The sequence below is a fragment of the Marinobacter maroccanus genome, assembly GCF_002933275.1.
GTDB lineage: Bacteria > Pseudomonadota > Gammaproteobacteria > Pseudomonadales > Oleiphilaceae > Marinobacter > Marinobacter maroccanus.
On the sequence record NZ_PSSX01000003.1, the window covers coordinates 335,244 to 348,969 of the forward strand.

At 57.4% G+C, this 13,726-nt stretch carries 11 protein-coding genes; 8 read left to right on the forward strand and 3 right to left on the reverse strand.

Annotated elements, in window-relative coordinates:
- Positions 1 to 153: 153 nt before the first annotated feature.
- Positions 154 to 930 carry a CLCA_X family protein gene (locus KEHDKFFH_RS06085; protein WP_104321077.1) on the forward strand — a complete coding sequence of 259 codons (777 nt, stop codon included), beginning with the start codon at positions 154 to 156 and terminating at the stop codon, positions 928 to 930.
- Here KEHDKFFH_RS06085 and KEHDKFFH_RS06090 read toward each other — a convergent pair.
- Positions 887 to 3,508 carry an EAL domain-containing protein gene (locus KEHDKFFH_RS06090; protein WP_104321078.1) on the reverse strand — a complete coding sequence of 874 codons (2,622 nt, stop codon included), beginning with the start codon at positions 3,506 to 3,508 and terminating at the stop codon, positions 887 to 889. The two genes, KEHDKFFH_RS06085 and KEHDKFFH_RS06090, sit on opposite strands and share 44 nt — an antisense overlap.
- A gap of 242 nt (positions 3,509 to 3,750) precedes the next feature.
- On the opposite strand from KEHDKFFH_RS06090, the gene KEHDKFFH_RS06095 reads away from it, so the two are divergent.
- The 6 genes from KEHDKFFH_RS06095 to ahpC all read left to right on the forward strand — a co-directional run bounded on the left by KEHDKFFH_RS06095 (position 3,751) and on the right by ahpC (position 10,410).
- Complete coding sequence (locus tag KEHDKFFH_RS06095; RefSeq protein WP_104321079.1) at positions 3,751 to 3,963, forward strand: acetyltransferase; 213 nt, start codon at positions 3,751 to 3,753, stop codon at positions 3,961 to 3,963.
- A 195-nt stretch (positions 3,964 to 4,158) separates the two neighbouring features.
- Complete coding sequence (gene betI, locus KEHDKFFH_RS06100) at positions 4,159 to 4,752, forward strand: transcriptional regulator BetI (protein ID WP_104321080.1); 594 nt, start codon at positions 4,159 to 4,161, stop codon at positions 4,750 to 4,752.
- Between the two features lie 63 nt (positions 4,753 to 4,815).
- On the forward strand, positions 4,816 to 6,285 hold the full coding sequence (betB, locus tag KEHDKFFH_RS06105; protein WP_104321081.1) for a betaine-aldehyde dehydrogenase: 1,470 nt from the start codon (positions 4,816 to 4,818) through the stop codon (positions 6,283 to 6,285).
- Between the two features lie 291 nt (positions 6,286 to 6,576).
- Positions 6,577 to 8,262 carry a choline dehydrogenase gene (gene betA, locus KEHDKFFH_RS06110; RefSeq protein ID WP_104321082.1) on the forward strand — a complete coding sequence of 562 codons (1,686 nt, stop codon included), beginning with the start codon at positions 6,577 to 6,579 and terminating at the stop codon, positions 8,260 to 8,262.
- A gap of 199 nt (positions 8,263 to 8,461) precedes the next feature.
- Complete coding sequence (locus tag KEHDKFFH_RS06115; RefSeq protein WP_104321083.1) at positions 8,462 to 9,679, forward strand: choline transporter; 1,218 nt, start codon at positions 8,462 to 8,464, stop codon at positions 9,677 to 9,679.
- Positions 9,680 to 9,846: 167 nt separating this feature from the next.
- On the forward strand, positions 9,847 to 10,410 hold the full coding sequence (ahpC, locus tag KEHDKFFH_RS06120; protein WP_104321084.1) for an alkyl hydroperoxide reductase subunit C: 564 nt from the start codon (positions 9,847 to 9,849) through the stop codon (positions 10,408 to 10,410).
- A 78-nt stretch (positions 10,411 to 10,488) separates the two neighbouring features.
- On the opposite strand, the gene KEHDKFFH_RS06125 is transcribed toward ahpC, so the two are convergent.
- Entirely contained in the window at positions 10,489 to 10,965 is a 477-nt protein-coding gene (locus KEHDKFFH_RS06125; protein ID WP_104321085.1) for a peroxiredoxin, read from the reverse strand.
- Positions 10,946 to 11,701, reverse strand: a complete 756-nt coding sequence (locus KEHDKFFH_RS06130) for a DUF3581 domain-containing protein (protein ID WP_104321086.1) — start codon at positions 11,699 to 11,701, stop codon at positions 10,946 to 10,948. Before KEHDKFFH_RS06130 ends, KEHDKFFH_RS06125 begins: the two co-directional genes overlap by 20 nt.
- Before the next feature lie 259 nt (positions 11,702 to 11,960).
- On the opposite strand from KEHDKFFH_RS06130, the gene ahpF reads away from it, so the two are divergent.
- Positions 11,961 to 13,547 carry an alkyl hydroperoxide reductase subunit F gene (gene ahpF, locus KEHDKFFH_RS06135; RefSeq protein WP_104321087.1) on the forward strand — a complete coding sequence of 529 codons (1,587 nt, stop codon included), beginning with the start codon at positions 11,961 to 11,963 and terminating at the stop codon, positions 13,545 to 13,547.
- The last annotated feature ends 179 nt before the right edge of the window (positions 13,548 to 13,726 follow it).

Here is a 13,726-nt window from a genome sequence, read left to right on the forward strand (position 1 = left end):
GGTCCGGATATTGTCATTATTGGTTCTGGCAGTGTGGCACAAGCCGGCGAAAAATCAGACGGTCATAATTCACATAAAACCGGTCAATCCCGCCAAATGATGTTTCTGCCCGTGGCTGAAAGACAGTTTTGTTTTTCATCATACAATAGCGCCATGACCAGATCCTTTTACCGCCGGGGCCCGGACCATCGTGCCGGTGCGCCGGTTACCTTTCTCGACGTCCGCCGTCGTTTCCAGTTCCGTTCCATCGAGATTGGCCGCTGGGTCACAGAGCCGGAGAAACAGCGCAGTGCGTCGCTGTTCTACGATGCGCTGTGCGACCTGATGACCATTCTTGGCGGCACCGAGTCGCTGGTTTCCCTGCGTGGCACCCTGGCGTTGCAATACGGCATTGGCGGCCGGCCCGGTGTATCGGCCCATTACACGCCCGCCACCCGCAGTTTCTCCCTGGCCAAGAACGCCGGCCCTGGCAGCATTGCCCATGAGTGGTTTCACGCCTTCGATCACTACATTGGCGAGAAGCTTTTCGGTGAAACCCAGAGAGGCCAGTTCGCCTCGAAACTCTGGCTTGGCCGCGACGATGCGGTCAGGCATCCGTTGAATGATCGACTGCAGGCCTGCTTCAAGGCGATTCTGCTGGACGAGAAAGGTGCTGAGCCCAGCGAACTCTTCCGGTGTTCGGTGAAGGCTGACAAAGCGGCGGGGATTCAGTATTTCAGCCTGCCCGAAGAGCTCTGCGCCCGGGCGTTTGAAGCGTTTGTGCAGGATGCAGATTTGAAGAATGCCTTTCTGGTGAGCGGCACCCGGGAATCTGACGAGGCCAGAATGGGACTGTATCCACTTGCTGAACAGCGTGAGCGAATCAATCAGGCATTTCTGGACTATTTTACTTCTCTGGGGTGGGCGCTCCGGTCAAGCGAGGTGAGATAATCCTCATTCCGGGTTTGCCCTCCACCAACCACGCTTCCAGCTCGCGGAGTGTTCTGGGGCGACAGACCCAGTAGCCTTGAAGCAGGTCCGCGCCCAGGCTTCGCAACAGACCGGCCGCCTGTTCCGTTTCCACGCCTTCGGCCACTACCTGAAATCCCAGACCATGACCCATGCTGATGGCCGTCTCCACGATCATCCTGGCGTTCTCGCTGGTATGGATATCCTGGAGCAGGGCCCGGTCCAGTTTGATTTCGCTGGCGGGCAATTTCTTCAGGTAGGAGAGTGAGGAGTAGCCGGCGCCAAAGTCATCGATTGAAATTTTCAGACCAATCTGTGCCAGCGCTTCCAGGGCTTCGAGACCTTTATCCGGGTCGTCCATGGCTGCGGTTTCGGTAAGTTCCACGATGATCTGATCCGGATGCAGCTGGTACCGCTTCATCCGGGTTTCGAAAAGGCCTTTCAGTTCCGTGGACACCAGGTCCCGGGCGGAAACGTTCACCGATACCGTCAGTGCAGGATCAATGGTGTGCAGGCTTTTCAGGTCGTTCAGTGCCTGGTCGATAACCCAGCGGGTCAGGTGTTTGATCACGCCGGTTTTCTCGGCCAGCGGAACGAACTCTGCGGGAGCTACCCACCCTCGCTCCGGATGGTGCCAGCGAATCAGGGCCTCCACACCCTCGACCCGGCCTGTGGTCAGACTGACTTTTGGCTGATAGTGCAATTCCGGCTGATTCAGGTGCAGCGCTTCACGAAGATCAGCCATCAGCGTAAGCCGGCTTTCGTTGTAGATGTCGTTGCGGTGGGAATAAAAGCGGCTCTCGTAAAGGCCATGGGGTGCCATTTCCATGCCGACGTGGGCATTTCGGATCAGCAGAGCCGCTTTTTTCCCGTGCTCGGGGTAGCTCGCGACGCCGAAGCGAGGGCCGGGTTCGATGGCCAGGTGGTCGAGCAGGACCGGTTCCGCCAGTCGCTTGAGGGCATTATCCAGAACCTGGAAGTTATCCCCGGTCTTGCTGACGTTTACCAGTACCCCGAAGCTGTCCCCGGATAGTTGATACACCCGCTCTTCGTGCCCGCGGGCATCCATAGTCGCGTGAACCATGGGCAGTCTCTGAGCCAGGTCTGTCATTTGCTGGGCCATACGATTCAGCAAGCGCTCACTTCGTTCAAGCCCCAGCGTGCGGTTCACCTCCTTGAGTCTTGTTACCCGGGCCACGCCGACCATATAGCGTCCGTTCGGGTCCTGTTTCAGTTGCTCGTCCACCATCCACTCGAACCGGTTGCGATTGGGGAGACCGGTAACCGGGTCGTGGGTCAGGGCTTCATTCAACTTGTCCTGGGCTTCGTTGCGGGCTTTTTGTTGCTGGAGAATGTCAGCCTGGGCCTGGATTTTCTGTTCCCGCTCCCGATACAGGCGGTCGGCAAGGGCAAGTGTGAGGATGAAGGCCTCCAGGCCGGAACCAATCTGCATGGCGTATTCGGTAAAGAAATTCTCCGGCATCAGACCGAGCGCCCGGCCGGCCGTTGCCGATACCCCCACCGTGAGCGGTGTCCAGGCGATGGTGAAGAATACCCCGGCGCGAACACCGGCAGCCCAGGCAACCGGGCCAGCCACCAGGAGCAACGAGAAGAACCCGAATGCGGAGATCGCCGCCACCCGGATGCCGGTGTCGTAGCTCAAGAACGGAGCGCTCACGAAATACAGGATCTCGAATGCCAGCATGGCCTGCAGGGCCCGGTAAAGCCGGGGACTGTGTGATCGAACCTTCAGGAACTCCATGCAGAACAGGATGGAAAACATCGCGAGGAAGGGAATCGTGAGCATCAGCACATGGGCATGGAGGAACGGCGACCCCGGATAGACATGCTGAAGCGTATAACCCCGAACTGTGGCGAAGAACAGGAAATACCCCGAGATGGCGAGTGCGTAGTAGAGGTACAGCTTTTCGCGCAGGGTCAGGAACACGGCCAGGTTGATCAGGATGATGACCGCCAGGCTGCCGTAGTAGAAGAAGTGCAGTTTCTGCTCGTTGGCGGCGGCCTCGTAAAAGTCATTCTGTTGCCATATCTGCAACGGCACCACCATCGTGCCCTGGGTGGCGACCCGAATGTAGAGCGTTTTCAAGGCGTCGGGGGCCACCTGGAATCGCAACAGCATATTGGGATGGTCGACATCCCTCGGGTAGAACGGCCGGGTATCGCCGGTGCGGAATTCGCGAAGCAGGGTGCCCTTGGAGAGCTCGTGGAACACCACGTCATCGAGCTGGGAGTAGGCCAGCTCGGCGATCAGCAACTGGTTATGGTCGGTCTGGTTTCGCACCTGAACGCGCAACCAATAGGCGGAATCGGTGATCCCGAAGGTGGCCTTGCCGGAGGCTCTGGTTTGCCAGGCGGATTCGGGAAGGGCGCGAACATCTGCCAGTGTTGCGTCGGCATTTGTGTCTTCCCAGTACTGGAAATGGCTTTCAATTGGTGCGTCAGAGGCAAGTGTAATCGGGCCGGCATCCGCGTGGGCAAACTGGAACACGCATGAGGCCAGGATCAGAACAAGGATACGCAGAGCATTGCTGAGGATCACGAACAGTAGACCCCGTTATATAGCCAGCAGGCTTTTATTTTTATCGTAAAGTTCAGCTTAACAATCTTTCTGCTTCAGAAAAGCCGGCGATCGATATTTAATGTAGCGAAATGTCTCATATTTCGAGTTTTCCGGCCTTGCCCTCCAGCTCTCTGGTGCTTTGCGTAGCCTGTAAGCGCCTGTCTGGATGGCGGCGCATCTGCTACGTTGAAAGATATGGAACCTATCCCACGGAGGCCTCTATGTTTGTCGCTGAAAAAACAACCGGGCACCTGATTGAAGTACTGGACACCCAGGCATTGTTCGATCCCCATGTCCACCAGGTGCGCGGCAGCCTCCATTACGGGGAGGAAGCGCAGGACCCTGAATTGTATGAAAAATCCGAACTGGCCTTTCCCTCTGGCGAGGCCCTTCCCGTGTGCTGGACAGATCCCGACTACCGTCGTCGTAGCTGATACTTGCTTACCCTTCCTGCAGCCGCCACAGGGCCACGCTAATGTGGCCCTGAAGCTGGCCGTTTTTTAAACAAGTTTGAATTTCCCATCCGGCTTCTGTAAGCTTTTTGTTAATTGAACGTTCAATTAATGAAAAGCGGGGCTGATTCGCGCTGCTTTTCAACACCGGAATCAAGACGAGTAACCGAAGCCGCCATGCCGATCGTTGGAGTAAAAGACACACGCAAACAGCAGTTGATTGAAGCCACCATGGCGTCCATCGCCGAGCTGGGCATGCAGAACACCACCATCGTGAGCATCAGCAAGCGAGCGGGCATGTCCTCCGGGATTATCAGCCATTACTTCGGTGGCAAGCAGGGTCTGATTGAAGCGGCCCTGCGGTATCTGCTGGATCAACTGGGCAGGGAACTGCGGGAGCGCATGGCGAAGACCGATCGCTCCCCGGAACAGCGGCTCAATTGCATCATCGAATCGAATTTTTCCGAGTTCCAGCGCTCGGCGTTGGCGGCCAAGACCTGGCTGAGCTTCTGGGCCCGGTCCATGCATGAACCCGGGCTCAAGCGCCTGCAGCAGATCAACAATGCCCGGCTGTACAGCAATCTGCGCTTTTCCTTTGCCCAGGTGCTCGAACCAGGAGCGGCAACCGAGGCCGCCCGGCAAACCGCGGCAATGATCGACGGTTTCTGGCTGCGTAGCGCCCTGAGCCTGGATCCGGCGGAGAGCTTTGAGGCCGGTGAGCGGCTCTGCAAGAAATTTGTCCACGAGACACTGGCTCAGGCCAACGCCTGAGCCCCGATAGATTCAAACGGCCCACAAGGCCCGAAGACACCGAACCGAGGTTATCTGATTACTATGTCTGCATCTCTTCCCGTTGTTCAGAATTTCGTTCATGGCCGCTTCCTGGCCAACAGCACCGGCGAAACCTTCCCCGTGGTGAATCCGGCCACCGGTCAGGTTATCTACGAAGTGGAAGTGGCGGATGAGTCCGTGCAGCAGGCCGCCATTGAAAGTGCCCGGGCCGGCTTTGCCGAATGGTCCGCGATGACAGCCATTGAGCGCAGCCGGATTCTGCTGCGGGCGGTTGCGCTGTTGAGAGAGCGCAATGATGAGCTGGCCGCCGCAGAAGTGCGGGATACCGGCAAGCCCTGGCAGGAAGCGGAAGCCGTGGATGTGGTAACGGGTGCCGATGCGATTGAGTTCTTTGGTGGCCTGGCGCCGTCCATTGAGGGCAACCAGCAGGATCTGGGGGGTGATTTCTACTACACCCGCCGTGAGCCTCTGGGCATCTGTGCCGGAATTGGCGCCTGGAACTACCCGATCCAGATCGCCTGCTGGAAATCTGCGCCGGCGCTGGCCTGTGGTAACGCCATGATCTTCAAGCCCTCCGAGGAAACCCCCATGGGCGCGGTGAAGCTGGCGGAAATCTTTACCGAAGCGGGCGTACCGGCGGGCGTGTTCAACGTCGTGCAGGGCGCCGCGGAAGTGGGCCAGTGGCTGACCCATCATCCCGAGATTGCCAAGGTATCTTTCACTGGCGAAGTTGCCACCGGCAAAAAGGTGATGGCAGCGGCGTCCTCCACCCTGAAAGACGTCACCATGGAACTGGGCGGAAAATCCCCGCTGATTATCTTTGACGATGCCGACCTGGAGAACGCCATTTCCGCCGCCATGGTGGGCAACTTTTACACCCAGGGTGAGATCTGCACCAACGGCACCCGGGTGTTTGTCCATGAAGACTTGTACCCGCGCTTTATGGAACGTCTGCTGGAGCGCACCCGCAAGAACATCAAACCCGGCGACCCGATGAATCCGGACACCAATTTCGGCGCGCTCATCTCGGCAAAACACCGGGATCTAGTGCTGGACTATATCGCCAAAGGCCTGTCTGAAGGCGCCACCCTGAGCCACGGCGGTCGTGCGTTTGAACCGGAGGATTCCCGCGGCGGCTATTTTGTTGAGCCCACCATTTTCACTGACTGCACCGATGACATGACCATTGTGCAGGAAGAGATCTTCGGGCCGGTGATGGCTGTGCTGACCTTCTCTGATGAAGATGAGGTGATTGCCCGGGCCAACAACACCGATACCGGGCTGGCGGCCGGGGTGTTCACCAACGATATCCGTCGGGCGCACCGGGTCATTCACCAGATCCAGGCCGGCATCTGCTGGATAAACAGCTACGGCGCTTCCCCGGCGGAAATGCCGGTGGGCGGCTACAAACTCTCCGGCATCGGCCGGGAAAACGGGCGCGAGACCATCGCTCACTACACCCAGATCAAGTCGGTGTATGTGGGAATGGAAGATCTCGACGCCCCGTTTTAATCCCAAGGGTCTGTTGCCGCCTCGTCTTCACCTCTGTTGCGCCTAATAAAGCGCCAATTTAGGCGCGAGGAGCGAAGTTTGGTTGTTCCAAATGAGTAACGAGCAACGACGAGTGGCGCTTTATTAGGCGCAACCCGAAGGGCTGCGGCCATTTTTATGCCCAGCGTCGTTATCAGTCGCTTATTTGGAACAACCAAACTGCGCTCCTTCTGCCTAGCTGGCCATAAAAATGGCCACAGCAGAGGAGAAGACGAGGCGGCAACAGACCCTGGGCCACAAAGGAGAACGCGTATGACAGAAAATCGATACGACTACATCATTGTGGGTGCGGGTTCTGCCGGTTGCGTGCTGGCCAACCGACTGACCGAGGACGCGCGCCACCGGGTGCTGCTGCTGGAGACCGGCGGCAGCGACAAGAGCATCTTCATCCAGATGCCCACCGCCCTGTCCATTCCCATGAACACCAAAAAGTACGCCTGGCAGTTCGAGACCGAGCCGGAGCCGTATCTGGATAACCGCCGCATGCATTGCCCCCGGGGCAAGGTTCTGGGTGGCTCTTCCTCCATCAACGGGATGGTGTATGTCCGTGGCCACGCCCGGGATTTTGACGAATGGGATTCCGAAGGTGCCACCGGCTGGCATTACCGGAATGTCCTGCCGTATTTCAGGAAGGCCGAAACCTGGGCGTTTGGCGCCGATGATTACCGGGGGGATAAAGGACCGCTCGGCGTGAATAACGGCAACAACATGCAGAACCCGCTCTACAGGGCCTTTATCAGGGCGGGTTCCGATGCCGGTTATCTTGAAACCGACGATTACAACGGTACGCAACAGGAAGGCTTCGGCGCCATGCACATGACCGTCAAGAACGGTCGTCGCTGGTCCACCGCCAACGCCTACCTGCGCCCGGCCATGGAGCGGGATAACCTGACCGTGGTCACCCGTGCCCTGGTGCACAAGGTTTTGCTGGATGGCAAAACCGCCACCGGTGTCCGTTACGAGCAGGGTGGCAAGGTACATGAGGCCAGGGCAGCCGAGGAGGTCATCCTGTCGGCCGGTTCGATCGGCTCACCGCATCTGCTCCAGCTGTCCGGGATTGGCAAGCGCGAGGTACTGGAGAAAGCCGGTATCGAGGTAAAGCACGAGTTACCCGGCGTCGGTGAGAACCTGCAGGACCATCTGGAATTCTATTTCCAGTACCGCTGCAAACAGCCAGTTTCTCTTAACGGCAAACTGGACTGGTGGAACAAGCTGAAGATCGGTGTTCGCTGGATTCTCCGCAAGGACGGTCTGGGCGCCACCAATCATTTCGAGTCCTGTGGCTTTATCCGTTCCAAGGCCGGGGTCGAATGGCCTGACCTGCAATATCACTTCCTGCCGGCAGCCATGCGCTACGACGGCAAGGAGGCCTTCGATGGCGACGGTTTCCAGCTGCACATTGGCCACAACAAGCCCAGGAGCCGGGGTTTCGTGCATGTGCAATCGGCTGACCCGAAACAGGCGCCGACCATCCGCTTCAATTATCTGCAGCACGAGGCAGACCGGGAAGGCTTCCGGGACTGTGTGCGCCTGACCCGGGAAATCATCAACCAGCCGGCCATGGACGAGTACCGCGGAGCGGAGATCCAGCCCGGGGCCGAGGTCCAGACCGACGAGGAAATCGATGCCTTCGTCCGTCAGGCGGTGGAGAGCGCCTATCACCCGTCCTGCTCATGCAAGATGGGCACCGACGAGCTGGCGGTTGTGGACCCGGACACACGGGTCCGCGGCATCCGAAATCTCAGGGTGGTGGACTCGTCCATCTTCCCGACCATACCCAACGGCAACCTGAATTCGCCCACCATCATGGTGGCCGAGCGGGCAGCCGACCTGATCCGGGGCAAGGAGCCCCTGCAACCTTCTGATGCGCCTGTGGTGATGGACGACCAGTGGCAGGCACGTCAGCGACCGGGACAGGCAAAGCGCGCGCTGGCGTAGCGCGTCGTCATCCCGCCCGGGCGTGCAACGCGCCCGGGGTTTTGCAAGCCCTCAGGATTTCCCTATCAGCGCGACGGTGTTCTGCCGTTTTCGGGCGCCCGATAGGCAAGTCCTGGGTTTGTGTCCGATTCGAATTACATAGTAGAGGAGGAACACCCATGCTGTTCATTGCAAAGAAACAAAGTAACCGGAGGACGTTATGACACTCTGGTTATCCGCAGGTCTGATATTCACGTTTGCCGCCATTGTGCTGATTCTGTACAAATGGTGGGATATCCAGTGCATCGGCGTAACGCCGGTCCGCACCTTCACCTTTATTGCCATCCTGTTCACCTCTGGTCTGGATGTGGGCCTGATCATGTTCCCGCTGACCGAGTTCGGCGGCTATGGCGATCTGTCTGCCAGTCCCGAGTACGGCTTTGCCAACCCGCTGGCCATTGAGTTCGGGTTCTGGGCGTTCCTGATCTGGGGCTTCTATTTCCTGACCTGTTTTTACTTCGCGATCATCGAGCCGCGGGTGCAGTTCTTTGAAATCCCGCTGGTGAAGGTTGTGAACAACGTAGTGATCATCGGCACCTGTGCTTTCACGGCCTATCTGTTGCTGGTGAACCTGCCCTGGTATCTGCCCATGTTGGGTGATGGCGAGTCCGTGGTGCCGGCGTTCTACTTCATCGTGTTCGCTGCGATTGCGCTGGCGGTCTACTCCAGCTCCAAGATCAAGTATGTGCGCATCCTCAGCCTGGGTTCGAGCCTGCTGTTCATTGCCCTGATTGTGGGCATGTGGTTCCGAGCGTTTGTGATGGGTGCCGGCTCGCCGGCGGATTTCTTTGGCACCGCCGGACTGATTGGCGAGTACTTCGCCAACATTCATCAATTTGCCCTGCCCATCAATGACTACCACGAGTTCTACCTGTTCTGGTGGTTTGCCTGGAGCATCATGATCGGCCAGTTTACTGCCCGCTTCGTGAGTGGTATCCGTACCTGGCAGCTGCTGATTGCCATGCTGGTGGTGCCTTCCATTGCCATCGGTGTGTGGTTTACGGTCCTTTACCATTACCACGCTGAAGGTCTGCAGATTGCGGCGTTTACCAACCTTGCCATGATCTCGGTGGGGGTGTTGATGGTGGTGAACTCTCTGGATTCACTGATCCGGCTGTACACCGACAACCTGAATCTCACCGCTCAGCGGCTGGGGCGGGCGAACTATGTGGTGTTCAATTTCCTGGCGATGGTTGGCCTGACCATGCTGTTCCAGCTGGATTTCCTGAGGATTCAGTGGGTGGGCGCTCTGGTGATTGCTCTGTATTTTGGCTGTTTCGTCTATATCCTGGCGAAGAAGCGGGCAGAAGTGGCTGCCATTAAAGCGTCACCAAAAGAGAATATTCTGGACTTCGAAAAGATTGAACTGGCGGGCTAAGGCCCCATACACAAGATGGCGGAAGAAGATTCCCGGCCGGAAACCAGAGATAGGTTTTTCCTATCTCTGGTTTGGGAATTATCAATTTTATCCGCATCGTCGATATCCGTACCTTATGCGCCACCAATTCACCAACTTATGAATCCATCAACAAGGAGTTATCTTTAATGGGCATCATTAACAGCGAGATTAAACCGTTCAACGCTACTGCCTTCAAAAACGGCGAGTTCGTTGAGATCAGCGAAGCCGACGTAAAAGGCAAGTGGGCGGTATTCTTCTTCTACCCGGCCGACTTCACTTTCGTTTGCCCGACCGAGCTGGGCGACGTGGCCGACAAGTACGAAGAGCTGCAGAAGCTGGGCGTTGAAGTGTTTTCTGTGTCCACCGACACCCACTTCACCCACAAGGCATGGCACAGCAGCTCCGAGACCATCGGCAAGATCAACTACTACATGGTAGGCGACCAGACCGGCACCATCACCAACAACTTCGGTGTGATGCGTGAAGGCCAGGGCCTGGCAGACCGCGCTACCTTCCTGATCGATCCGGATGGTGTTATCCAGGCGATGGAAATCACTGCTGAAGGCATCGGCCGTGATGCTGACGACCTGATGCGCAAAGTGAAAGCCGCTCAGTATGTTCGCAAGAACCCCGGCGAAGTTTGCCCGGCCAAGTGGAAGGAAGGTGAAGAAACCCTGACTCCGTCACTGGACCTGGTGGGCAAGATCTAAGCTCTCGTTACGGGAAGCTTATGAACGAAAAACCCCGGACTTTCCGGGGTTTTTTTGTGTCTGGAGATAAGCTATCGCTCAGAGCGACTCGAGTATGGTTTCGGCGCTGGTGAGGTCCAGGCCCTGAGGGTCCACGTGCAGAAGCTCCACCTTGCCGTCGTTGACGATCATGGCATAACGCTGGCTGCGAATGCCCATGCCATTGGCGGTGCGGTCCTGGGTCAGGTCCAGAGCCCCGGCGAACTCTGCCAGGCCATCGGCGAGCATGACGATCTCTTCAGCATTGTGGGCCTTGCCCCAGGCGTCCATTACGAAGGCATCGTTGACCGATGTGCAGACGATGCTGTCCACGCCTTTGGCGCGCAGCTTGTCGGCATTCACCACAAAGCCGGGCAAATGGGCGGCTGAACAGGTAGGGGTGAACGCACCCGGTACGGCGAACAGGACGGCTTTCTTGCCGGCAAAGAATTCGCTGGTACGAATTTTCTCCGGACCTTTCTCGCCCATCACCTGAAGCTCGACGTCTGGCAGGGTATCACCCGGCTGAATTGGCATTTTTGTGGTCTCCACTGTTGTCCTTGTTGAAATAGTCGGCGCCACGGGCCTTGAGGCGATAGAACTCTTCAATCACACCCGCCATCGCCTCCGCACAATAGGGCCGCAGACCACTTAATACGAGCCGTTTGGTCACTTCGCCCACCGGTTTGTTGTCTGCGGTCAGGCGGTATTCCAGAAACACATTGCCCCGCTTGCCGGCCGCCTCGAGCGTGGCGTTGTGCAATTCCAGACCGGGGGAAGGCAGATCCAGGTTATCCAGGGCCAGGCTCATGCTCTCGTACATCACCATGGGCCGGTCGGGATTGAACATCACCCCGTTCGACTCCATTAATGGTTTCAGAGTATGGGGGAAGTTCTTGCCGGAGGCCGCAACATAGGCGCGGGTAATGTCCTCAATCAGCTGTGCATCCTGGGTCCTGGCGCCGCTGCGGGCCACTTCAATATAGACTTTGCCGGCATCATCACAGACATCAATGGCGTTTTCGGTCTCAACAAACTTGAGAGGCACGCCCTCGCCGAGAAGGCTGCGAAACCGGAAGGTCATGTTTTCCGACAGCCCGAAGCGAGCCAGCACGATGGCGAAAAGCAGATCTCCGGGAACGCAGAAACGGCGGGCATCCGGGTCGTGGATGGGGTTGAAGTCTCCCGCGATCTCCTTGGCGAACTGGCTGGCCTGCAGAGCGGAGATGACGATGTGTCCGTCCTGGACGGAGTGGAAACGATCTAGAAACATGCGTTGCCTATTCTGGGTACCAGAGAATGATGTTGCGACCTTGTTACAACATGATACTGCGGCAGGCTGGATGTGGATATGCGCTATTGGTCAACCTTCCAGCATCGACCGTGAAAACAACATAGCAAAGACCTATTAAACAGTTTGGGTCAATTAATTTGAGCATCGGATTGCCGGTCCGTATCTTTGCAGCAACTTCAATTGACCACCGTATTTGTTTCAAATACTTAGTTTTGAAATTTAAAGGAGAAGTCAGAATATGTTGGATGCCAATATCAAGGAACAGCTTAAAGCCTACATGGACAAGCTGCAGCAGCCGATCGAGCTGGTCGCAGCTTATGACGACAGCAAGAAGTCCCAGGAACTCCGGGAACTGCTGGAAGAACTGGAACCGATGTCGTCCAAGATCAGTCTGCGCACCGAAGAATCCAATGATGTGCGTCGTCCGTCTTTCGCCATCAACCGTGTAGGTACCGATATTGGCGTTCGCTTTGCGGGCATCCCAATGGGGCATGAGTTCACCTCCCTGGTGCTGGCGCTGTTGCAGGTGGGCGGTCATCCCTCCAAGGCATCCCAGGATGTGATCGAACAGATCCAGTCGCTGGAAGGCCGCTTCGAGTTCGAAACCTATTTCTCGCTCTCCTGCCAGAACTGCCCGGATGTGGTCCAGGCTCTGAACCTGATGAGTGTGCTGAACCCGAACATCAAGAACACCTCCATCGACGGTGCGCTGTTCCAGGATGAAGTGGAACAGCGTGAAGTGATGGCGGTGCCCAGCGTGTACATGAACGGCGAGCCCTGGGGCCAGGGCCGTATGACCCTGGAAGAGATTGTCGCCAAACTGGACACCAGCTCCAGCGAGAAAGATGCCGAGAAGATCAACCAGAAAGACACCTTCGAAGTTCTGGTGATTGGCGGTGGCCCGGCCGGCGCCTCTGCTGCCATCTACGCGGCGCGGAAGGGGATCTCCACCGGTATCGCGGCCGAGCGTTTTGGTGGCCAGGTGGCGGATACCATGGGCATCGAGAACCTGATATCTGTGCCCTACACGGAAGGTCCGAAACTGGTTGCGGCCATGGAGCAGCACGTCAAGGAGTACGACGTGGATATCATGAACATGCAGCGGGCCGAGAAGCTGATTCCGGCGTCACGGCCGGGCATGCCCCACGAAGTACGGCTGGAAAACGGTGCGACGCTCAAGGCACGCAGCCTGGTTCTGTCCACCGGGGCGCGCTGGCGCCAGATGGGCGTGCCGGGAGAGGAGGAATACCGCAACAAGGGTGTGGCCTACTGCCCGCACTGCGACGGTCCTCTGTTCAAGGGCAAGCGTGTTGCCGTCATCGGCGGTGGTAACTCCGGTGTGGAAGCGGCCATCGACCTGGCCGGTATCGTGGGGCACGTAACCCTGATCGAGTTCGGTGCCGAGATGCGCGCCGACGAGGTATTGCAGAAGAAGCTTCGCAGCCTGAAGAATGTGGAGATCATCACCTCCGGCCAGACGACTGAGATCACTGGTGAAAATGGCAAGGTCAACGGCCTGCACTACACCGACCGCACATCCGGAGAGCAGCATCATATCTCCCTGGAAGGTGTGTTCGTGCAGATTGGCCTGGTGCCCAACACCGAATGGCTCAAGGGTGACATCGAACTGAGCCAGCACGGCGAGATTATCGTTAACGATCGCAACGAAACGTCCATCCCGGGTGTGTTTGCCGCGGGTGATGCGACAACCGTGCCTTTCAAGCAGATCGTGATCTCCATGGGTGAGGGTTCCAAGGCAGCGTTGAGTGCCTTTGACTTCCTTATCCGCAACTCTGTAGATGAGAGCGAAGACGAAGCGGCATAAGCCAGAAAACAGCCGCCTGATGAGAGAGAAGCACCGGAGCGATCCGGTGCTTTTTTAGGTTCATCGCAGGTTAGCGTGAAAAAGTAGGAGACGGCGGTAAAACCGGTTAGTTTTGAGTTCGCCAAAACAACAAAATTAACCAATCCACCGCCGTCCCTATGAATGCTAATCCTCTTGCC